General features: G+C 69.6%; 15 protein-coding genes. 10 read left to right on the top strand and 5 right to left on the bottom strand.

Annotation, left to right across the window (positions count from 1 at the left end):
- A partial coding sequence (locus ACZ4SA_RS32040) for an ALF repeat-containing protein (RefSeq protein ID WP_468281415.1) occupies positions 1-1,036 on the bottom strand: 1,036 nt, incomplete at its 3' end.
- Positions 1,037-1,393: 357 nt separating this feature from the next.
- On the opposite strand from ACZ4SA_RS32040, the gene ACZ4SA_RS32035 reads away from it, so the two are divergent.
- Together ACZ4SA_RS32035 and ACZ4SA_RS32030 are read left to right on the top strand one after the other, a co-directional pair.
- Positions 1,394-1,906, top strand: coding sequence for a hypothetical protein (locus ACZ4SA_RS32035; protein WP_468281414.1), 513 nt, complete (start codon positions 1,394-1,396; stop codon positions 1,904-1,906).
- Positions 1,907-2,064: 158 nt separating this feature from the next.
- Complete coding sequence (locus ACZ4SA_RS32030) at positions 2,065-4,284, top strand: FG-GAP-like repeat-containing protein (RefSeq protein ID WP_468281413.1); 2,220 nt, start codon at positions 2,065-2,067, stop codon at positions 4,282-4,284.
- 369 nt (positions 4,285-4,653) lie between these two features.
- On the opposite strand, the gene ACZ4SA_RS32025 is transcribed toward ACZ4SA_RS32030, so the two are convergent.
- Positions 4,654-5,112: an ATP-binding protein gene (locus ACZ4SA_RS32025; protein ID WP_468281412.1), complete on the bottom strand. Its 459-nt coding sequence runs from the start codon at positions 5,110-5,112 to the stop codon at positions 4,654-4,656.
- A gap of 216 nt (positions 5,113-5,328) precedes the next feature.
- Between ACZ4SA_RS32025 and ACZ4SA_RS32020 the strand changes: the two genes are divergently transcribed.
- Together ACZ4SA_RS32020 and ACZ4SA_RS32015 are read left to right on the top strand one after the other, a co-directional pair.
- Complete coding sequence (locus ACZ4SA_RS32020) at positions 5,329-6,180, top strand: helix-turn-helix domain-containing protein (protein ID WP_468281411.1); 852 nt, start codon at positions 5,329-5,331, stop codon at positions 6,178-6,180.
- 12 nt (positions 6,181-6,192) lie between these two features.
- Positions 6,193-6,384: a DUF397 domain-containing protein gene (locus tag ACZ4SA_RS32015; RefSeq protein ID WP_468281410.1), complete on the top strand. Its 192-nt coding sequence runs from the start codon at positions 6,193-6,195 to the stop codon at positions 6,382-6,384.
- A 10-nt stretch (positions 6,385-6,394) separates the two neighbouring features.
- On the opposite strand, the gene ACZ4SA_RS32010 is transcribed toward ACZ4SA_RS32015, so the two are convergent.
- Complete coding sequence (locus ACZ4SA_RS32010) at positions 6,395-7,915, bottom strand: MFS transporter (protein ID WP_468281409.1); 1,521 nt, start codon at positions 7,913-7,915, stop codon at positions 6,395-6,397.
- Positions 7,916-8,301: 386 nt separating this feature from the next.
- Here ACZ4SA_RS32010 and ACZ4SA_RS32005 point away from each other — a divergent pair, with 386 nt between their 5' ends.
- From ACZ4SA_RS32005 to mfd, 3 genes are all read left to right on the top strand, one after another.
- Positions 8,302-9,090, top strand: coding sequence for an ABC transporter ATP-binding protein (locus ACZ4SA_RS32005; RefSeq protein WP_468281408.1), 789 nt, complete (start codon positions 8,302-8,304; stop codon positions 9,088-9,090).
- Positions 9,087-11,660, top strand: coding sequence for an ABC transporter permease (locus tag ACZ4SA_RS32000; protein WP_468281407.1), 2,574 nt, complete (start codon positions 9,087-9,089; stop codon positions 11,658-11,660). Before ACZ4SA_RS32005 ends, ACZ4SA_RS32000 begins: the two co-directional genes overlap by 4 nt.
- A gap of 282 nt (positions 11,661-11,942) precedes the next feature.
- Positions 11,943-15,476: a transcription-repair coupling factor gene (gene mfd, locus ACZ4SA_RS31995; protein ID WP_468281406.1), complete on the top strand. Its 3,534-nt coding sequence runs from the start codon at positions 11,943-11,945 to the stop codon at positions 15,474-15,476.
- A gap of 84 nt (positions 15,477-15,560) precedes the next feature.
- On the opposite strand, the gene ACZ4SA_RS31990 is transcribed toward mfd, so the two are convergent.
- Both ACZ4SA_RS31990 and ACZ4SA_RS31985 read right to left on the bottom strand, forming a co-directional pair.
- Positions 15,561-16,850, bottom strand: coding sequence for an SGNH/GDSL hydrolase family protein (locus ACZ4SA_RS31990; RefSeq protein ID WP_468281405.1), 1,290 nt, complete (start codon positions 16,848-16,850; stop codon positions 15,561-15,563).
- 82 nt (positions 16,851-16,932) lie between these two features.
- Complete coding sequence (locus ACZ4SA_RS31985) at positions 16,933-17,541, bottom strand: TetR/AcrR family transcriptional regulator (protein ID WP_468281404.1); 609 nt, start codon at positions 17,539-17,541, stop codon at positions 16,933-16,935.
- Between the two features lie 124 nt (positions 17,542-17,665).
- On the opposite strand from ACZ4SA_RS31985, the gene ACZ4SA_RS31980 reads away from it, so the two are divergent.
- The 3 genes from ACZ4SA_RS31980 to ACZ4SA_RS31970 all read left to right on the top strand — a co-directional run bounded on the left by ACZ4SA_RS31980 (position 17,666) and on the right by ACZ4SA_RS31970 (position 20,330).
- On the top strand, positions 17,666-18,532 hold the full coding sequence (locus ACZ4SA_RS31980) for an SCO6745 family protein (RefSeq protein WP_468281403.1): 867 nt from the start codon (positions 17,666-17,668) through the stop codon (positions 18,530-18,532).
- Between the two features lie 79 nt (positions 18,533-18,611).
- Complete coding sequence (locus ACZ4SA_RS31975; RefSeq protein ID WP_468281419.1) at positions 18,612-19,310, top strand: HNH endonuclease family protein; 699 nt, start codon at positions 18,612-18,614, stop codon at positions 19,308-19,310.
- Positions 19,311-19,583: 273 nt separating this feature from the next.
- Positions 19,584-20,330, top strand: a complete 747-nt coding sequence (locus ACZ4SA_RS31970) for an N-acetyltransferase (RefSeq protein WP_468281402.1) — start codon at positions 19,584-19,586, stop codon at positions 20,328-20,330.
- Positions 20,331-20,654: the final 324 nt, after the last annotated feature.

Here is a 20,654-nt window from a genome sequence, read left to right as displayed (position 1 = left end):
TTTTTTTCTCTTTTTTTGTGGGGTCGTGGGGGGAGGGGGAGGAAGAAAAAGAGAGGAGGGTGGTCGCGCTTTTCTTTCTTTTTTCTTTTTTTTTCTCCCCCCCCCCCCCCCCCCCCCCCGCCAAGCGGGCAGCGGCGTTGGCCGCATTGGCTGCACTGATCGCCGTCTGTGCCGCGCGTGCGGCGCCCTTTGCCGCGTCGGCGGCCCGGCCCGCCGCGGCAGAGGCACGCACCGCATCGTTGCGGGCGGCCTCGGTTTCCTTTGCCGCCTTCTGGGCTGCCTCCTTGGCCAGCTTCGACGCTGTGACCGCACGGGCCGAGGCCTCTTCGGCAGCCTTGGTCGACTGCTCGGCCTGCGCGCCGGCTTGGGTGGCCTGGGAGGCGAGCTGGGCAACGGTGGCGCGTTCCTGATCCCTGTTGCGGGCCACGTACTGCCCCACTTCAAGGAACTCGACGACGTCCGCTGGGGTGCCTTGAAGCGCGACTTCTGCGGCCTGCCTGGTCGCCGGGCCGCCTGTACTCAGGATCTGGGTGACCCGGACTCGATTGTCCACCTCGCGGGCCTCGTACTGCCCCGTCTCCAGGAAGTCGCTGACGTCTTCAGGGGTCCCATTGAGCGCAGCGGCGCCCTCCTCCTGTACTCCGCGGCCGCCAGAGCTGATGATTTGGGTCACCTGCACCCGCTGGTCCTCTTCCAGGGGCTTCTGCCAACCCACTCGGAGGAACGCGCGCATGTCCTCGTCGGAGCCGGCCAAAGCCTGCTCCGCGGCCTCGCGGACCGCGCGACCACCAACGCTGAGGACGTTCACCACGTCGATTCGGTCGTCGTGGTATCGGGCCAGCTCCTTCTCTGTGGAGAGGAACTTCTCCACGTCCGCGTCGGTGCCGGTCAATGCGGCTTCGGCCGCGGCTTTGACGCCTGGGCCTCCTGCAATCCAGGCCTGCACGACCAGCCCACGGCGTGAGATGTCAGGCAGATCGACAGCAGAGTCCGACGCCTGTGCAGGAGTTGTGCCGAGCAAACCGGTCAGCAGCACGGCAGACAGTACCGCGGCGCACATGCTACGAGGAGTAAGACTTCGTGCCCGGCCTCTCCTCGCGCCCCTGTCCTGTTGCCCTACTTGTGTAGGGCTGGATCTTTTCTTCACTGGAGATTCCTTCTGTGGCTAAAGGGTCGATGCCCTGGCAGCCCGTCCCGGGTCAGGCATGGCACACGTGTCCGCTTTGGGGGTGATCCCGCGGGTTGGGCCACTAGGGACTTGAGTTCAGGACGCTTGCACGAGCCGTGTGCCGCCTGGCGAGGAGCAGTTGGGGCATGTGGATCTTACATATGCTTTACTGAATCTCCATAAAGTGGGTACATTTCCCCCTGGCTTACCTTCAGAAGGATCCTCATGGCGATAACGCATGCCCGAAAGGCACTCCTGATCGGCATGACCGGCGTCCTTGCCTGCCTTGGTGTCACAGCGCTGACCGTTGCCCAAGCCGCTCCGCAGACCGCATCCCCCGTGAGCTCGGCAGTAGGGATGCCTTCGACCGTCGAAGACTTCAACTATCCGGGTGCGGAACAGATCCTCCAAGACCGCGGGATCACGCTGAAGCGCGGCGACGGCCAGATCACCCTGGTTCCGTGTGCCGAGGCGTGGGACATCAAGGTCGAGTCCCGCGCAGGGGATAAAGCAGGATTCTGTTTCAAGACGCACGCGGAAACCGGCTACCTGACCATGGAGCTGCCCGATGCCTACGGCATCTGGACCAAGGAGCGCCCAGTCACGGCCACCCTCACCGCCGACGGCAATAAAACCGTCGTCGAGGCCCAGAGGGACAGATACACGGCAGTTGGCGAAGGAGATGAGGCCTCTGGCGGCGCTCCCTCCGTCCTGCTCGAACTGCGCGTTGCTGGCTGACCTGGCCATAGCGAGTCACCGAGTTCATTCCCACCTGCTGACGCATCGGGCTAGTTGGTCCGGTCACAGTCAACGACGAACCTTCTGGCAGACGGCTCACGGCCGAGGTCACCAAGTACACGGCTCAAGACGCCCTCTGCCCGCCTAAAGGAATACACGTGTCCACAAGACGTTCCCGCCGCGTGCGGGGCATAGCACTGCTGGCTGCCGCAGCAGCGGCCGGCGCTCTCAGCACCTCTACGGCGCATGCCGCCGCAGCTGATCCCGTTGCTGACAAGACATACGCGTTCACCGCGAAGGTCGATATCGGGGGCGAGCGCGCCTGCACCGGTGCCTTGGTTGACAAGCAGTGGATCCTCACCGCCAGCAGCTGCTTCGCCTCCGACCCGCAGCAGGCCTTTCCGATCGCCGCCGGGGCGCCGGCGAAGAAGACCACCGCGACGATCGGCCGCACCGATCTGTCGACCACCACGGGCCGCACCGTTGACGTCATCGAGCTGCTGCCGCGCAGTGACCGGGATCTGGTGATGGCCAAGCTGGCCCAGCCGGTCACCGACATCACCCCGGTCCCGGTCGCCGCCACCGCTCCGGTCGCGGGCGAGGCCCTGCGCACGGTGGGCTACGGCCGCACCAACGACGAGTGGGTCCCCAACAAGCTGCACGCGGGGGCGTTCACCGTGGACGCCACCGGCTCCACCACCATCGCGATCACCAGCGCGGGCGGCGCCATCTGCAAGGGCGATGCGGGCGGGCCCGCGCTGCGGGAGAAGAACGGCCAGGTCGAACTGGTCGCCGTGCACAGCACCTCCTGGCAGGCCGGCTGCTTCAACGAGACCGAGACCCGCAAGAACGCGGTCGAGACCCGGCTCGACGACATCAACCAGTGGATCCAAAAGACCCGCTTCCCCCACGCGGTATCGATCCCGATGGGCACCACCCTGGGCGACGGCCAGTCGCTGACCTCCCGCGGCGCGAAGCTCACCATGAACGACGGCGTACTGAGCATCACCTCCGGGGCAGGCGGGGGCAAGGTCGTCTGGAAGGCCGGCACCAGCGGCCACCCGAATGCCAAGGCAGTCATGGAGCCCAGCGGCAACCTCGCCATCTGCGCCATGGCCGACACAGCGGCGGACCTCGCGGCCTGCACCGCTGACACCACCAAGACCAAGCGCCTGTGGTCCACCGCCATCCCCGCCACAGCCGCCGGTCCCAACAACGCCGGCGCGGGCTTCGGGGGTTACGCACTGCTGCACGACCGCGGCGGACTCGTGGTCTACAACGTCAAGGGCCAGTCGCTGTGGTCCAGCGGCAGCGTCGTGCGCCACGACTACAACGGCGACGGCCGCAGCGACCTGGCTGCCTGGTACGACTACGCCGACGGCGGCGACGCTCTGCACACCCTGCTCTCCGGCACCACCGGCACCTTCGGGGAACCCGCCAAGTCCTTCAGCGTCGGCTCCGGCCAGTACTGGGTCGACCACATGAAGTTCACCACCGGCGACTTCAACGGCGACGGCCGCGGCGACGTAGCAGCCTTCTACGGCTACGACGACGGGCGCGTGAAGCTGCTCACCTGGCTCAGCAAGACCGACGGCGGCTTCAACACCCCCACCAGCTCGTGGAGTGTGCCCGCCGGTCAGTGGAACTTCGACCGCATGACGGCCCGCGGCGGCGACTTCGACGGAGACGGACGCGACGACATCGCCGTGTGGTACGACTACGCCGACGGACGCGACCGCCTGTGGACCTTCACGGCCAACCCGCAGGGCGGATTCAACGAACCGTTCGCATCCTGGACCGGCCCCGAAACCGGGTGGACCGCCAGCAAGCACAAGCTCGTGACCGGCGACTTCGACGCCGACGGCCGCGACGACATGGCCGCCCTCTACGACTACGGCGACACCACCGTCAAGCTCTGGACCCTGCTGACCGAGCCGGACGGCGGCTTCCAGGAACCCTTCCAGTCCTGGACCAACACCACCTGGGGCGACTGGGCCCGCACCGGCATCCACGCCGGCGACTTCAACGGCGACGGCCGCGACGACGTAGCCGCCTGGTACGACTACGTCGACGGCCACGACGGACTGCACACCTTCACCAGCCTCAGCACCAAGGACGGCTCCTTCCAGAACCCCACCGCTGCATGGAGCACCGAGGCCGGAAAGTTCTGGTACTACTCCATGAAAATGGTCGCCGGTGACTACAACGGCGACGGCCGCGACGATCTCGCCGCCATCCACGACTACACCGACGGCAGCATGAAGATGTGGACCTGGACCGCCAAGACCGACGGCACCTTCAACAGCCCCGCAGGCAGCTGGAACCCGGCCACCGGCTGGAACTACGACCGAGTCACACTCATCGGCCAACACCACTGACGTCTTCTCAGGAACACGCCTTACTGAGCCCCCTGAGGACACCATCCAGGACAAGGGACCTCACACGTTCGTCCCAAAGCCCGGCCGGCTCCGACCGGCCGGGCTCTTCTGCCCGGAGCCCGACTCCGAGCGGAACCGGGCCGAACAGAGCTGCGTGCGACGCTGTGTTCTCCATCTGGTTCAACGACCCCGACGTGCTCGCACCGCTCATCGCCGCCTCAGCCCGGGAGGCACCCTGGCGTTCTCCCATGCTGAACCGATTTGAGGACCATTACCGTCCGATGCTGATGCACGGCCACGGCCTGCGCGGTAGTCGGGACGCCGAGCGTGTGTGGTCCGCGGCGGCACGGGTGTCGGTGGGCGGGGCGCTCAGATCGCCGGTTCGGATGCGTCGTCGAGTTCGCACCACAGCAGTTTGCCGCTGCGGCCGAAGAGGTCGTCCCCGAGTGGGTAGCCGCCCCAGTTGACGGCGCATCGTGTGACGATCCGCAGCCCACGACCCCCGGCGGCGTCGGGTGGGGCGTGGGGCGGCAGTGTCCCCGGCGGTCGGTCGAAGGGGGCGGGGATCTCCGGGTTCGAGTCCCAGACGCTGATGCGGAGCCGTCCGCCGTCCATGTGTCGCAGACGGAGCGTCGCCGGCCCGTGGGAGTACCGGTAGGCGTTGGTGACGAGCTCGGAGGCCAGCAGCTCGGCGGTGTTCAGTAATGGGGCCATGCCGTGGCCGCCCAGCACCGTGCGGAGGGTGTGGCGGGCGACGCGCGCGGCGAAGGGGTGGTGGGGGAGTTGGAGGACGTACGACCAAGATGTGGGCGGAGATACGGTGTCCACGGAAGTCTCCTGCGGGGAGGTGGAGTTGGATCGCTCGAAGGGCGTGCTTGTGCGGTGGCAGTGCCGCGAGGTTGCGGTGCGCTTCCGGCTTGTCGGCAGGCGCCGGTCCGAGTGGCTTGAGTAACACCGTAGCGCGGAGACTTGTAAGGTCTTACATGAAAATCGAGAAGGCCTTACAACTCCATCCGTGTGGGTGACCCCTGGAAAGAGGTTGTGATGGCGGCCCGTACATCCCTGACCCTGCGCCAGCAGCGGCTCGGTGCCGAGCTGAGGAAGCTGCGAGAACGCGCGGGCCTCACGTCGACCGAGGCGGCAGGGCTGCTGGGCGGACCGCAGTCCCGCATCAGCAACATCGAGGCGGGGCGATACGCGGTGAGTGCCGAACGCGTACGCGCCTTGGCACACAACTACGCGTGTGACGAGGAGGATTACGTCGAGGCTCTGGCCACCATGACCGGCAGCCGAGCGAGGGGCTGGTGGGACGACTACGCGGACCGTCTCGCCCCCGGCCTGCTCGATCTGGCCGAGATGGAGCATCACGCCCACAGCCTGCGTGTCGCTGTGGTGATTCATGTGCCTGGATTGCTCCAGACCGCCGCGCACGCCCGTGCGGTGATGGCCGAGAGCATGCCGCGTCTGCGACCGTACGAGATCGAGCACCGTGTCTCGTACCGCGTCAAGCGGCAGGCGGTGCTGTTCGAGGGCACCCCGACCCCGTACACCGCCCTCGTGCACGAAGCGGCCCTGCGTATGGGTTACGGAGGGCCGGAGGTCGCCCGCGAGCAGCTCAGCGCCCTGCTCGACGCCTCCGACCACGAGAACGTGAAGCTTCTGGTCCTGCCCTTCGGTGAGGTGTCGTTCCCGGCGTCCGGACAGCCGATCACCTACGCCTCAGGACCCGTGCCACAGCTCGACACCGTGGTGCTGGACACCGACCACGGATGCGATTTCCTGGACGCCGAGGCCCAGTTGGCCCGCTATCGATCAGTGCTGGACCGGATGGAGTCGCAGGCGCTGTCCGAGGCGGATTCCCGGGCATTCATCCACCGCATCGCCAAAGAGATCTGAAAGGTCTGCCCCGTGCCGGAACTTGCTTGGCGGAAGTCCTCTTACAGTGCCGAGGCGGCCAATTGCGTCTGCGTCGCCCTCGCCCCCGACGGCACCGTCCGCCTCCGTGACAGCAAGGTGCCGGATGTGCTCGTGGCCACACGCCCCGAAGCGCTGAACCGCTTCGTACGCGCGGCCGGGGCGGGGTGGTTCGAGCACCGCTGACGCACAAGCGTCAGCCCTCGTCCGACCGGACCGGAAAGCGCCTCGGTGCGACGAACAGCAGCACCAGCAGGGCGAGTCCGGCCGCGGCCGCCGCCCCGAGATAGACGTGGTCGACCGCCGCGTCCACCGCGCGGCGCAGCTGCTCGGTGGCCGAGGCGGTGAGGGCGGCCGGGTTCTCCAGGGCGTGGGAGACCGAGTCGAGGCTCCCCCCGCCGAGGCGGGAGACCAGGACGGCGTTGGCGACCGCGCCGAAGAGGGCTGCTCCCAGGGACTGGCCGACCTGGCGGCAGAAGAGGACGGACGCGGTGGTGGTGCCGCGTTCCGACCAGCCGACGGTGGACTGGACGCCCACGATCAGGGGGAGCTGGAACAGGCCGAGCGCGGCCCCGAGCAGCAGCATGATGAGGGCCGGCTGCCACGGTTCGCCGGGGAACGGGAGCAGCGGGAACGCCAGCAGTGTCAGCAGCGCCAGACCGATCCCGGTGATCGCGGTCCACCGGAAGCCGATGCGGGTGTAGACGCGGTCGGACAGGGCGGCGCTGACCGGCCAGCTCAGGGTCATCACCGACAGCACGAAACCGGCGGCGATCGGGCCGAGGCCCAGCACGGACTGGGCGTAGGTGGGCAGGAAGACGGTCGGCGCCACCATCAGCAGACCCAGCGCGCCCAGCGCGAGGTTGACCGCGGCGATGGTCCGGCGGCGCCAGACCCAGCCGGGAATGATCGGTTCCGCGGCGCGGCGTTCGACGACGACGGTGACGGCGACGAGCACCGCACTGCCGCCGAGCAGCGCCAGCGACGGCGCGGAGAGCCAGGGCCAGGCGACGCCGCCCTGGACGAGAGCGGTGAGCAGCAGGACGCCTGCCGCGAAGACGCACAGGGCGCCCGCCCAGTCGACGCGGGGGCGGGCGGCCGGTGCGGGACGGGCCGGTTCGACGAAGTGGCGCACGACGAGGAAGAGCGCGACGGCGCCGACCGGCAGATTGATGAGGAAGATCCAGCGCCAGTCGGCGTACGCGGCGAGCAGCCCGCCGACCGCCGGCCCGGCGACCGCCGAAGTCGCCCACACCGTGGACAGTCTCGCCTGGATTCTGGGGCGCTCCTTCAGCGGGTAGAGGTCCGCGGCGATGGTCTGCACCGTGCCCTGCAGCGCCCCGCCGCCGAGGCCCTGCACGACGCGGAAGGCGATGAGCGATGCCATGCTCCAGGCGGCGGCGCACAGCAGCGAGCCGACGAGGAACAGCACGATGCCGGCGACGAGGACGGGCTTGCGGCCGAAGGTGTCGGAGAGCTTGCCGTACACGGGGAGGGAGACGGTGACGGCGAGGAGGTAGCCGGAGAACAGCCAGGAGAAGACGGCGAAGCCGCCGAGGTCGCCGACGATCTGGGGCACCGCGGTCGAGACGATGGTCCCGTCGAGCGCGGCGAGTGCCATCCCCAGCATCAGGGCGGCGACAACCGGGCCCCGCCGGGGCGTGGCGGAGGGTGCGGTGGCTCCGGGCATGCGTTCCGTACGGCCGGTGCTTCCCATGAGCCCTCAGTTCCTTTCCCTATGCACCTATTTCCGGGGGACACCTTCTCACTTGAGGCTCACGCAGGGGGAGGGTGCAGGCTCGTCGTACGGCGGGTCCACCCGGGGGTGGAGTCCCCCTAGGGGCTTCTCCTTACTTCTGGCCAGGGGACGTTCGTTCCGGCGGACGACGAGAAGGCACGGCCCCGCTCTTTAACTTGGTCTTACGGCCGCAGCTGAGGCCCGCAGCAAGCCCGCACTCATAGGCAGTACCGGCCGGGGGTGGGGAAAACCCCCGGACCAAGACTGCGCTGCGCACCAGCGCGCCGGACCGCTTCCGTCGCGAGACTCGACCCTGTGCCCGCGGCGACGCCATTCGCTGATTTCCGAAACTGAGGAGACCCACCGTGACCACGGCTGTAACCACCCCCGCACACGGGGAAACCGGAGGGCGCACGGCCGTCGCCGCACGGGCGCGGCAGGTCGTCAAGGCGTACGGCGCCGGTGAGACCCGCGTCGTCGCGCTCGACCACGTCGATGTGGACATCGCCCGCGGTCAGTTCACCGCGATCATGGGACCGTCCGGCTCGGGCAAGTCGACCCTGATGCACTGCCTGGCCGGCCTCGACACCGTTACGTCCGGTCAGATCCACCTCGACGACACCGAGATCACGGGCCTCAAGGACAAGAAGCTCACACAGCTTCGCAGGGACCGGGTCGGCTTCATCTTCCAGGCGTTCAACCTGCTGCCCACGCTGAACGCCCTGGAGAACATCACGCTCCCCATGGACATCGCCGGACGCAAGCCGGACGCCGCCTGGCTGAACAGGGTCGTCGAGACCGTCGGCCTGGCGGAGCGGCTGCGGCACCGGCCGACGCAGCTGTCCGGCGGCCAGCAGCAGCGCGTCGCCGTGGCTCGGGCCCTCGCCGCCCGCCCGGAGATCATCTTCGGTGACGAGCCGACCGGAAACCTGGACTCGCGGGCCGGTGCCGAAGTGCTCGGCTTCCTGCGCAGATCCGTCGACGAGCTGGGCCAGACCATCGTGATGGTCACGCACGACCCCGTCGCAGCCTCCTACGCCGACCGCGTCCTCTACCTCGCCGACGGCCGCATCGTCGACGAGATGTTCCGGCCGACCGCGGACGCCGTCCTCGACCGTATGAAGGACTTCGACGCCCGGGGGCGCACGTCATGACGGTGCTCAGGAACTCCCTGCGCAGCTTCCTCGCGCACAAGGGACGGATGGCCCTCTCGGCGGTCGCGGTGCTCCTGTCGGTGGCCTTCGTGTCGGGCACGCTGGTGTTCACCGACACCATGAACACGACCTTCGACAAGCTCTTCGCCGTCTCCGCGTCCGACGTCACGGTGAGCCCCAAGGGGTCCGGCGACGACGAAGGGAACCCGGCGACGGGCAAGCCCGAATCGCTGCCCGCCTCGCTCGTCGACGAGGTGAAGTCGGTCAAGGGCGTCGAAGCCGCCGAGGGCGCGGTCGCCAGCCTCAGCGTGACCGTCGTCAACTCCGAGAACAAGAACATGGGTTCCACGACCGGCGCCCCGACGATCGCCGCCAACTGGACGCAGAACGACCTCAAGTCGATGGAGATCGCCTCCGGCCACGCCCCGCGCGGCCCCACGGAGGTGATGGTCGACGGTGACACCGCAGAGAAGCACCACCTGAAACTCGGCGACGAACTGCGCACCATCGCCGTCACCGGTGACTTCACCGCGAAGATCTCCGGCATCGTTGACTTCAAGGTCACCAACCCCGGTGCGGCCGTCGTCTACTTCGACACCGCCACCGCCCAGCGCGAACTGCTCGGCAGGGAAGGGCTGTTCACCAACATCCTGGTGAGCGCGGAGCCCGGCCTGAGCGACGAGCAGCTCAAGAAGAACGTGGCCGGTGCCCTGGGCGGCTCGTACAAGCTGCAGACCGCGAAGGAAGCGGCGGACGCCGGCCGTGAGGAAGTCGGCTCGTTCCTCGAGGTGATGAAGTACGCGATGCTCGGCTTCGCCGGAGTCGCCGTACTCGTCGGCATCTTCCTCATCGTCAACACCTTCTCGATGCTGGTCGCCCAGCGCACCCGCGAGATCGGTCTGATGCGGGCCATCGGCTCCAGCCGCCGGCAGGTCAACCGGTCGGTGCTCGTCGAGGCGGTCCTGCTCGGCGTCGTCGGCTCCATCGCCGGTGTCGCGGCCGGTGTAGGACTGGCCGTCGGCCTGATGAAGATGATGTCCGCCGTCGGCATGAACCTGTCCACCGACGATCTGACCGTCAAGTGGACGACCCCGGCCGTCGGCCTGACGCTCGGCATCATCGTCACCGTCCTTGCCGCCTACATCCCCGCACGCAGGGCAGGCAAGGTCTCCCCGATGGCCGCCCTGCGCGACACCGGCATGCCGGTCGACTCCAAGGCCGGCTGGATCCGCGGCGGCATCGGTCTGGCCCTCACCGTCGGCGGCGTGGCCGCGCTGCTGGTCGCCACCCAGGCGGACAAGGCGAGCGAGGGATCAATGTTCCTGGGCCTCGGCGTCGTCCTGTCCCTCATCGGCTTCATCGTCATCGGCCCGCTGCTCGCGGGCGCCGTGGTCCGCGTGATCAGCGTCCTGGTGCTGCGGATGTTCGGCCCCGTCGGCCGGCTGGCCGAGCGCAACGCGCTGCGCAACCCGCGCCGTACGGGAGCGACCGGCGCCGCCCTGATGATCGGCCTCGCCCTGGTGGCCTGCCTGTCGGTGGTCGGCTCCTCCATGGTCGCGTCGGCCACGGAAGAGCTGGACAAGTCGGTGGGCGCCGACTTCATCGTGCAGTCCGCCACCATGGGGCCGATCGTGCCGCAGGCACAGGAAGCCCTGAAGAAGACGCCGGGCCTCGAGCACGTCACCGAGTACAAGGGCGTCGCAGCCAAGATCACCCCGCCCAACGGGAAGACGGAGGACGAGCAGCTGGTCGCCGCCGACCCGACGTACGCGCAGGACCTGCGCCGCGAGACGGTGGCCGGCGAACTGTCCGCCGCCTACGGCAAGGACGCGATGTCCGTCGGCAGCGACTACGCGGACCGGCACGGTGTGAAGGTCGGCGACACGATCAAGGTCGACTTCAGGAACGGCGGCCCCGCCGAACTGAAGGTCGCCGCGATCACGTCCGACGACACCAACGTCGACAAGGGCGCGATGTACATGAGCATCACGACCGCCGCGCGCCACATCCCCGCCGAGAAGATGCCCGAGAGCATGATCATGTTCGCGAAGGCCGTCGACGGCCAGGAGGGACAGGCGTACGCCGCCCTGAAGAAGTCGCTCGCGAAGTACCCGCAGTACAAGGTGCAGAACCAGACCGACTTCAAGCAGGACCTCAAGGACCAGATCGGCCAGCTGCTGAACATCGTCTACGGCCTGCTTGCGCTCGCGATCATCGTCGCGGTGCTGGGCGTCGTGAACACCCTCGCCCTGTCGGTGGTCGAGCGGACCAGGGAGATCGGCCTGATGCGGGCGATCGGCCTCTCGCGCCGTCAGCTGCGCCGCATGATCCGCCTGGAGTCCGTGGTCATCGCCCTCTTCGGAGCGCTGCTCGGCCTCGGCCTGGGCATGGGCTGGGGAACATCCGCACAGAAGCTGCTGGCGCTGGAGGGCCTGGGCGTCCTGGAGATCCCGTGGCCGACGATCCTCACGGTCTTCGTGGGCTCGGCGTTCGTCGGCCTGCTCGCGGCCCTGGTGCCCGCGTTCCGTGCCGGCCGGATGAACGTGCTGAACGCGATCGCGACGGAGTAGCGCCCGCGGGCGGGCCGGTACGGGGGTCCGGTCCCGCCCGCACTGCGAACGGCCCCGGATGTCCGCCATGGACATCCGGGGCCGTCACTCGCGTACGGGGTCCGGCATACCAGTCAGCCATTTCACTCTCCGGAGTGGCCTCGGTACCTCGCGCCGGTGACACACCCACGTCGTAGGCTGGAGACCCCCGGCCCTCCCCTGGTCTTCGACATGGGGGACCCCAGACGTGTCGGGCCCTTCGCGTTGTCCACCCCCCGCTGCTTTCCCGGATGGATGTCCTACATGAGCCTGCACGGTCTGCTCGATGCCGTCGTACGTGACCCGGCGCTCGCCGAAGCGGTCAGGGCGGCCGGGGAGGGCCACCGGATGCACGTGGATCTGGTGGGGCCGCCCGCCGCGCGGCCCTTCGCCGTGGCCGCCCTCGCCCGAGACGCGGGCCGCCCCGTGCTGGCCGTCACCGCCACCGGCCGGGAGGCGGAGGACCTGGCCGCGGCGCTGCGCTCGCTGCTGCCCGAAGAGGGCGTCGTCGAGTACCCGTCGTGGGAGACGCTGCCGCACGAGCGGCTCTCGCCCCGCTCCGACACCGTCGGCCGCCGCCTCGCCGTCCTGCGCCGCCTCGCGCACCCGTCGCCCGACGACCCGGCCGCCGGGCCGGTCAGCGTCGTCGTCGCGCCCGTCAGGTCCGTGCTGCAGCCGCAGGTCAAGGGCCTCGGCGACCTGGAGCCCGTGGCACTGCGCACCGGGCGGCAGGCCGATCTGAACGAGGTCGTGGAAGGCCTCGCGGCCGCCGCCTACTCCCGCGTCGAACTGGTCGAGAAGCGCGGCGAGTTCGCGGTCCGCGGCGGCATCCTCGATGTCTTCCCGCCGACCGAGGAGCACCCGCTCCGGGTGGAGTTCTGGGGCGACGACGTCGAGGAGATCCGTTACTTCAAGGTCGCCGACCAGCGCTCCCTGGAGGTCGCCGAGCACGGCCTGTGGGCCCCGCCGTGCCGCGAGCTGCTGCTGACCGACGACGTGCGGCAGCGGGCGGCCGCCCTCGCGCAGGCCCACCCCGAGCTGGGCGAACTGCTCGGCAGGATCGCCGAGGGCATCGCGGTCGAGGGCATGGAGTCCCTCGCCCCGGTCCTCGTCGACGACATGGAGCTGCTTCTGGACGTCCTGCCGAAGGGCTCCATGGCCGTGGTGTGCGACCCGGAGCGGGTGCGCACGCGCGCCGCGGACCTGGTCGCCACCAGCCAGGAGTTCCTGCAGGCGTCGTGGGCGGCGACGGCGGGCGGCGGAGAGGCGCCGATCGACGTCGGCGCGGCCTCGCTGTGGGGCATCGCGGACGTACGGGACCGGGCGAGCGAGCTCGGCATGATGTGGTGGTCCGTCTCCCCGTTCGCGGCGGACGCCTCCGACCTCGAGGACGACACCCTCAAGCTGGGCATGCGCGCCCCGGAGACGTACCGCGGCGACACCGCCCGCGCGCTCGCCGACACCAAGGGCTGGCTCGCCGACGGCTGGCGCACCGTGTTCGTCACCGAGGCGCACGGCCCCGCCTCCCGCACCGTCGAGGTGCTCGGCGGCGAGGGCATCGCGGCCCGCCTCGACGCCGACCTGGCCGACATCACCCCGTCCCTCGTCCATGTCGCCTGCGGCTCGATCGAGTACGGCTTCGTCGACCCGGCGCTCAGGCTGGCGGTCCTCACGGAGACCGACCTGACAGGCCAGAGGGCCGCCGGCAAGGACGGTCAGCGGATGCCCACCCGGCGCCGCAAGACCATCGACCCGCTGACCCTCGAGGTCGGTGACTACATCGTCCACGAGCAGCACGGCGTCGGCCGCTACATCGAGATGGTGCAGCGCACCGTCCAGGGCGCCACCCGTGAGTACCTCCTCGTCGAGTACGCCCCCGCCAAGCGCGGTCAGCCCGGCGACCGGCTCTACATCCCCACCGACCAGCTCGAGCAGGTCACCAAGTACGTGGGAGGCGAGGCGCCGACACTGCACCGGCTCGGCGGCGCCGACTGGACGAAGACGAAGGCGCGCGCGAAGAAGGCCGTCAAGGAGATCGCCGCCGACCTGATCAGGCTGTACTCGGCGCGGATGGCGGCCCCCGGCCACGCCTTCGGCCCCGACACTCCGTGGCAGCGTGAACTGGAGGACGCCTTCGCCTACGTGGAGACGCCCGACCAGCTCTCCACGATCGCGGAGGTCAAGGAGGACATGGAGAAGACAGTCCCCATGGACCGGCTGATCTGCGGCGACGTCGGCTACGGCAAGACGGAGATCGCGGTCCGTGCGGCCTTCAAGGCGGTCCAGGACGGCAAGCAGGTCGCCGTCCTCGTCCCGACGACACTCCTCGTGCAGCAGCACTTCGGCACGTTCACCGAGCGCTACTCCCAGTTCCCCGTCGCCACAAGGGCATTGTCCCGTTTCCAGTCGGACGCCGACGCGAAGGCGACACTGGAGGGCCTGCGCGACGGGTCCGTCGACATCGTCATCGGCACGCACCGGCTGTTCTCCTCCGAGACCAAGTTCAAGGACCTGGGCCTGGTCGTCGTCGACGAGGAGCAGCGCTTCGGCGTCGAGCACAAGGAGCAGCTGAAGAAGCTGCGGGCCAACGTCGACGTCCTCACCATGTCCGCAACCCCCATTCCCCGTACGTTGGAGATGGCGGTGACCGGCATCCGCGAGATGTCCACGATCACCACCCCGCCGGAGGAGCGGCACCCGGTGCTGACCTTCGTCGGCCCGTACGAGGAGAAGCAGATCGGCGCGGCCGTCCGGCGTGAACTGCTGCGCGAGGGACAGGTCTTCTACATCCACAACCGCGTCGAGTCGATCGACAGGGCGGCGGCACGGCTGCGGGACATCGTGCCCGAGGCGCGTATCGCCACGGCCCACGGCCAGATGTCGGAGTCCGCGCTGGAGCAGGTCGTCGTCGACTTCTGGGAGAAGAAGTTCGACGTACTGGTCTCCACGACGATCGTCGAGTCCGGCATCGACATCTCCAACGCCAACACCCTCATCGTCGAACGCGGCGACAACTTCGGCCTCTCGCAGCTGCACCAGCTGCGCGGCCGCGTCGGCCGTGGCCGCGAGCGCGGCTACGCGTACTTCCTGTACCCCCCGGAGAAGCCGCTCACGGAGACGGCCCACGAGCGGCTCGCGACCATCGCCCAGCACACGGAGATGGGCGCCGGTATGTACGTCGCGATGAAGGACCTCGAGATCCGTGGCGCGGGAAACCTCCTCGGCGGCGAGCAGTCCGGCCACATCGCGGGCGTCGGTTTCGACCTGTACGTCCGCATGGTCGGCGAGGCGGTCGCCGACTACCGCGCCTCGCTGGAAGGCGGCGTGGAGGAGGAGCCCCCGCTCGAGGTCAAGATCGAACTCCCCGTCGACGCGCACGTCCCGCACGACTACGCCCCGGGCGAGCGGCTGCGCCTCCAGGCGTACCGGGCGATCGCCTCCGCCACCACGGAGGAGGACATCAAGGCGGTCCGCGAGGAGCTCACCGACCGCTACGGCAAGCTCCCGGAGCCCGTCGAGAACCTGCTGCTGGTGGCGGGGCTGCGGATGCTGGCGCGCGCGTGCGGCGTCGGCGAGATCGTGCTCCAGGGTCCCAACATCCGGTTCGCCCCGGTGGAACTGCGCGAATCCCAGGAGCTGCGCCTCAAGCGCCTCTACCCGCGCACGGTCATCAAGCCGGCCGCCCACCAGATCATGGTCCCGCGCCCGACGACGGGCAAGATCGGCGGCAAGCCGGTGGTGGGCCGGGAACTGCTGGCGTGGACGGGGGAGTTCCTGACGACGATCCTCGGCTCGTAGGCGAGGCGGCCGTACCGGCCGTGCCCGTTCTTCACGGGCACGGCCGGCTCACGGCCACCGGCGCTCGGTCGTCTCACAGCACCGTTACAGCGCGTCGAGGTCCAGAGCCTCGGCCATCGCGCGGTACCCCTCATCACCCGGGTGCAGGTGGTCGCCCGAGTCGTACGCGGGAAGGATGCGGTCCGGGTCGGCGGGGTCGGCGACGGCACGGTCGAAGTCGACCACGGCGTCGTACTCGCCGGACGTACGGATCCAGTGGTTGAACGCCTCGCGCTCGGCCTCGATGACCGGGGTGTCGTAGATGGACCCCTTGACCGGGGTCAGCGTCGCGCCGATCACCGTGAGGCCCTTGGCGTGTGCCTGGCGGATCAGCGAGCGGTGGCCCTCGATCAGCCGCTCGACGGACACTTCGGGCGTGGGCCCGCCGGGGAAGTCCTGCCAGCCGTCACCGCCGAAGTCGTTGATGCCTTCGAGCACGATGACCGTGCCGACGTTCGGCTCGCTCAACGCGTCGAGCTTGAAGCGGCTGATGCCCTTCTCCCCGGCCCAGACCGTGTCGTTGGTGACCTGGTTGCCGCCGATACCGTGGTTGAGGACGCTGCGCGGCTTTCCGGCGGCGGCGAAGCGCTCGGCCAGCTCGTCCGGGTAGCGGTTGTCTGCGTTCAGGCCGGAGCCGACGCCGTCGGTGATGGAGTCGCCGAAGGTGACGATGCCGTCCCGGCGGGCGGCCGTGCCGCCGCTCACCTCGACGCCGGAGAGGAAGAACCAGGAGTCGCTGGACTCCTTGAACGCCGTCCCGTCCCGGTCGGACCGGTGGTCCCCGCTCGCCCGGTAGCTGGTGGCGGAGGCGAAGGAGTGGAAGGTCGCAGGTCCGGTCGGCTCCGCCAGGTACAGCGTGACGGTCACCGACTGCAGGGCCCTGACCTCGAACGGCACGCCGTCGCTGTAGACCTTGCCCCCGGGCGCAACGGTCACGGACCCGCCGTGGCCGAAGGACAGCCGGCGCACGGAACCGGCCTTCACGGACGCGCCCTCGTCGGTGAGTGCGACCGTCGCGCCGGTGATCCGCAGGGGTGTCTTCCCGTACCGGTTGGACAGCTCGATCCGGGCCTTGGTGCCGCCTGTGCTCACCCGCACCACTTGCCGGACCGTGTGGTCGGAGAAGCCCTGCTCTGACCAGTTCGGGCCGAACGGCGCGGTCGGCGGCTGCGGCGAGGCGGCCCAGCCGCCCCGCCACGCGCCGCTGCCGCTCTCTGCCGCCTCGGCCCGTGAAGTCCCGGTGAGCCCCTCCGTGCCGGCGACCGGCAGCGCGACGAGTGTGGTCGCGGCCAGCAGGGCGATGCCCGTGCGCCGTAGGGAGTTCGTGGAAGCCATGTGTTCCGCCCCTTGTCCTTCTTCCGATACCCGTCTTGATCAACGCGTGCACGCGCATGGATCAAGCGGCGCCCGACTTCCGCTATTCCCCGGCTTCTTGAGGATCGGTGGACGCGAACAGCAGCCCGGCGATGGAACGGAAGGCCTCGGCGGGGTCACGGTCGCCCGCCGGACCGTTCAGGTTGTGGGTCAGGAGCAGGGTCGCGAAGCCGTGGGCCAGGGACCAGGCCGCGATCCCGGCGGTGTGCGGGTCAGGGGCCGGTTCCGAGGCCGAGGCGGAGGTCGAGGCCGAGACCAGGGAGGTCACGCCCGCGCGCAGTTCGGCCGAGGCGCGCTCCTTGGCCGCCGTCAGCCGGGGATCGTCGCACCGGTGCAGGTCGGGTTGGAACATGACTTGGAAGTGCGCCGGATGGGCGATCGCGAACCGTACGTACGCAACCCCCCGCTCCCGCAGGCCGGGGGCCTCCGAGAGGGCGTCGGCCAGCAGGTCGTAGCCCTCCGTGGCGATGGCGGTCAGCAGGCCGGCCCGGTCCTTGAAGTGGTGGGCGGGGGCCGCGTGGGAGACGCCCGCGCGGCGGGCCAGATCGCGCAGGCTCAGGGCGGAGGGGCCTTCGGCGCGAATGACGTCGAGTGCCGCGGACATGACCGCCTGCCGTAGATCGCCGTGGTGGTACGTGCGGCTGGTGCTCATGACTTCAGGCTACGCAGAATCTTGTCATTGACAAGTTGTGGATCGGCGCGCAATCTGGTCAGTGACTAGATCCGAGGTGGGGCAGCTGGCTGCACCGCCCACAGCACATGACGGGGAGGCGGACATGGCCGACGAACTCGGACGCGTACGGCAGATGTGGCATCTGCTCGAACCACTGCACGCCGTGCTCTACTACGCGCCGCAGGCCTTCGAGGAGGCCGCGGCGCTCGGCTACCGAACCGACGAGCGCTGGCCCAGCTACTTCGCCTGGCGGGCCGCGCCGCTCGGAGAGGCCGGAGCGACGCAGGTCGGCTCGGCGTTCTACAGCTTCAGTCCCGCGATGGTGCGCGCGTACGTACCGGACGCATGGCGGGTTGCTGCGCCGAAGGACGTGATCGCCGCCAGGCTGCGCGCCGCCGACCGGACATACCGGGACGTGCTCGGGGCGGCGGCCGCGTCGAAGGAGCTGGCGGAGGCCGCTGCGCTCGCCCGCCGTGCGGCCGAGGGCGCCGACGTGGCCGGGCGCCCGCTCGCCGCCGCCCACGCCGCGCTGGACTGGGCGGACGAACCACATGTCGTTCTGTGGCAGGCGGCCACCCGACTGCGCGAGCACCGCGGGGACGGTCACATCGCCGCGCTCCTGACCTCCGGGCTCGACCCCGTCGAGGCCCTCGTCTCCTTCGCCGCCATCGGTGCGGCCCCCGTCGAGACCTTCGCGAGCCGTGGCTGGAGCGAGGCGGAGTGGACGGCCGCACGCGAACGGCTCGCACAGCGCGGCCTGTTGGAGGCCGACGGCACGGCGAGTGCCGCCGGCCGGGAACTGCGCGCCGACATCGAACGGCGTACGGACGAGATGGCAGCCGCCCCTTGGGCCGCGCTCGGCCCGGCCGACACGGACCGCCTGTCCGAGCTCCTCGGCGCGTACTGGGTCGCGATGCTCGGCACCGGGCTGCTGCCTGCGCAGAACACCCTCGGTATCGGCAAGGTCTGAGGACGGCAGTACCGTACGGACCGTGAACAGACGTGGGGTGGTCGGGCGAGGAGCGACAGCAGCGCTGCTCACGGGGGTGATGCTCACCGGTTGCGACGGCATCGGCCTCGAGGGGGACGCCAAACCGCCCCCGACCGCTGCGGACACCGGCACGAGCCCGCTCACCAATCCCCGCGGCACCGAACCCGGACTCGCTCCTCTCGCCGCCGAGGAGGAGAAGACCGAGGCCCGCGAACTGATCGGGCGGGTGACCACCAAGGGACGTGGCCCGAAGACCGGTTACGACCGGGACGAGTTCGGCTACGCCTGGATGGACACGGCGGACGGTGTGCCGCTGGCGAGGAACGGCTGCGACACCAGGAACGACCTGCTCGCCCGGGACGGCCTGGACCTGGCCTTCCGATCGGGCTCCGACTGCGTCGTCGTGGAAATGACCATCCACGACCCGTACACCGGCGAAACGATCGAGTGGCGCAAACGGGACGCCGCAGAGGTGCAGATAGACCACGTCGTGCCCCTGTCGTACAGCTGGCAGATGGGCGCGTCCCGTTGGGACGACGCCAAGCGACGGCAACTGGCCAACGATCCGCTGAACCTGCTCCCGGTCGAGGGCCGCGCCAACAGCGCCAAGGGCGACTCGGGCCCCGCCTCCTGGCTCCCCCCGAGCAAGCCGATCCGCTGCGCCTACGCGGTGCGCTTCGCCCAGGTCGCGGTGAAGTACGAACTCCCGGTGACGGCCGCCGACAAGCGGACGATGCTGACGCAGTGCGGAGGCTGATCTGGCGTCGGGTCGCCGGAGGGGGCCGGGCAGCGGGGGGAAGAGTGATGCGGATGAACGACGGGGTCTGCTGACCGGACCGGCCGAACCGGCCCGCACGAAGGCGGCCGAACCGGCCGGCTCTGGACGCTGGCGTGCTTCGCTGCGCAGATACCGGTGGAGCCTGACGTCGGCGCGAGGCGACGGGATGGTGACGCGAGCCGACCGCTCCATGGGTCGGTCACCGGTGCCAAACCAGTGGGGATCACGGCGGCAGGTGGTTAGCCTGCCGCCATGGACATAGAGATCACGACACTCGCCGAGCGGCCCGAACTGCAGGGTCCCATGTGGCAGATGCTGGACACCTGGGTGGAGTTCGTGACCCACGATCCGATCGCGTGGGCCTACATCGGGCGGATCGTCGGGGAGCTGCCCGAGTACGTGCTGGTGGCCACCGACGGCGACGGCGAAGTCGTGGGGCGGGCGTTCAGTGTGCCGCTGGCCATGGACCTGGACGGGCGCAGGGAGTTGCCCGCGGGCGGTTGGGACCAGGTCATGCTGTGGGCGTTCTCCGACCTGCGGCTCGGCCGCAAGCCGGACGTCGTCAGCGCGATCGAGATCACCGTGGCCACCGACCGGCAGGGGCAGGGGATTTCGGGACTGCTGCTGGCCGCGATGCGCGACAACGTGCGTCGGCTCGGCTTCGACGAGCTGATCGCGCCGGTGCGGCCGAGCGCCAAGAGCGCGGAACCACTGACGTTGATCGACGAGTACGCGTACCGCACCCGCGAGGCGGACGGCCTGCCGCACGACCCGTGGCTGCGGGTCCACGTGCGGGCCGGTGGCGTCATCGAGAAGGTGGCGCCGACGTCGATGACGGTCACCGGGTCCCTGGACCGGTGGCGCACGTGGACGGGGCTTGCGTTCGACACGACGGGCCAGGTCGAGGTGCCGGGCGCACTGGTGCCCGTGCACTGCGAGGCCGAGCGGGGGTACGGCGTGTATGTGGAGCCGAACGTGTGGGTGCGGCACCGGGTGTGAGACGGCCCTCGCCGAGGGCGAGGACGCGCTTCGCGACCTCTGCGACGAGCGCGCTGCGCTCCGCGGAGGCCGGGGGAGGCAGCTCTGCTGCCACGTCGACGGTGAGTGGTGGACGGCTGTCCGATGAGAACCCGTGCGACGGACGCACCGGCGGCCGACGGGTTCGGGGGCCGGCCGGTCGGGATGCGCGGGCTTTCGGGCGGGGCTCGCGGGCCGTCGGGGGAGGGGACGTGCAGGAGCCGGGGGTGACCGCCGTGTGGCGGTCACCCCCGGCTCCCCCCACCCGCCCTTCTCCCGCTGGACACCCGATCCTCTGCATGTCTG

It is taken from the genome of Streptomyces sp. NPDC027962 (assembly GCF_055566095.1).
This window is presented reverse-complemented; position numbering and strand designations above follow the sequence as displayed.

What these genes read in the sequence shown, in the direction of transcription:
- ACZ4SA_RS31980 (WP_468281403.1), top strand. Translation starts at nt 17,666, where the DNA reads ATGGCCGACGAACTCGGACGCGTACGGCAGATGTGGCATCTGCTCGAA.
- ACZ4SA_RS31985 (WP_468281404.1), bottom strand. Translation starts at nt 17,541, where the DNA reads ATGAGCACCAGCCGCACGTACCACCACGGCGATCTACGGCAGGCGGTC.
- ACZ4SA_RS32035 (WP_468281414.1), top strand. Translation starts at nt 1,394, where the DNA reads ATGGCGATAACGCATGCCCGAAAGGCACTCCTGATCGGCATGACCGGC.
- ACZ4SA_RS32000 (WP_468281407.1), top strand. Translation starts at nt 9,087, where the DNA reads ATGACGGTGCTCAGGAACTCCCTGCGCAGCTTCCTCGCGCACAAGGGA.
- ACZ4SA_RS31990 (WP_468281405.1), bottom strand. Translation starts at nt 16,850, where the DNA reads ATGGCTTCCACGAACTCCCTACGGCGCACGGGCATCGCCCTGCTGGCC.
- mfd (WP_468281406.1), top strand. Translation starts at nt 11,943, where the DNA reads ATGAGCCTGCACGGTCTGCTCGATGCCGTCGTACGTGACCCGGCGCTC.
- ACZ4SA_RS32010 (WP_468281409.1), bottom strand. Translation starts at nt 7,915, where the DNA reads ATGGGAAGCACCGGCCGTACGGAACGCATGCCCGGAGCCACCGCACCC.
- ACZ4SA_RS31975 (WP_468281419.1), top strand. Translation starts at nt 18,612, where the DNA reads ATGCTCACCGGTTGCGACGGCATCGGCCTCGAGGGGGACGCCAAACCG.
- ACZ4SA_RS32020 (WP_468281411.1), top strand. Translation starts at nt 5,329, where the DNA reads ATGGCGGCCCGTACATCCCTGACCCTGCGCCAGCAGCGGCTCGGTGCC.
- ACZ4SA_RS31970 (WP_468281402.1), top strand. Translation starts at nt 19,584, where the DNA reads ATGGACATAGAGATCACGACACTCGCCGAGCGGCCCGAACTGCAGGGT.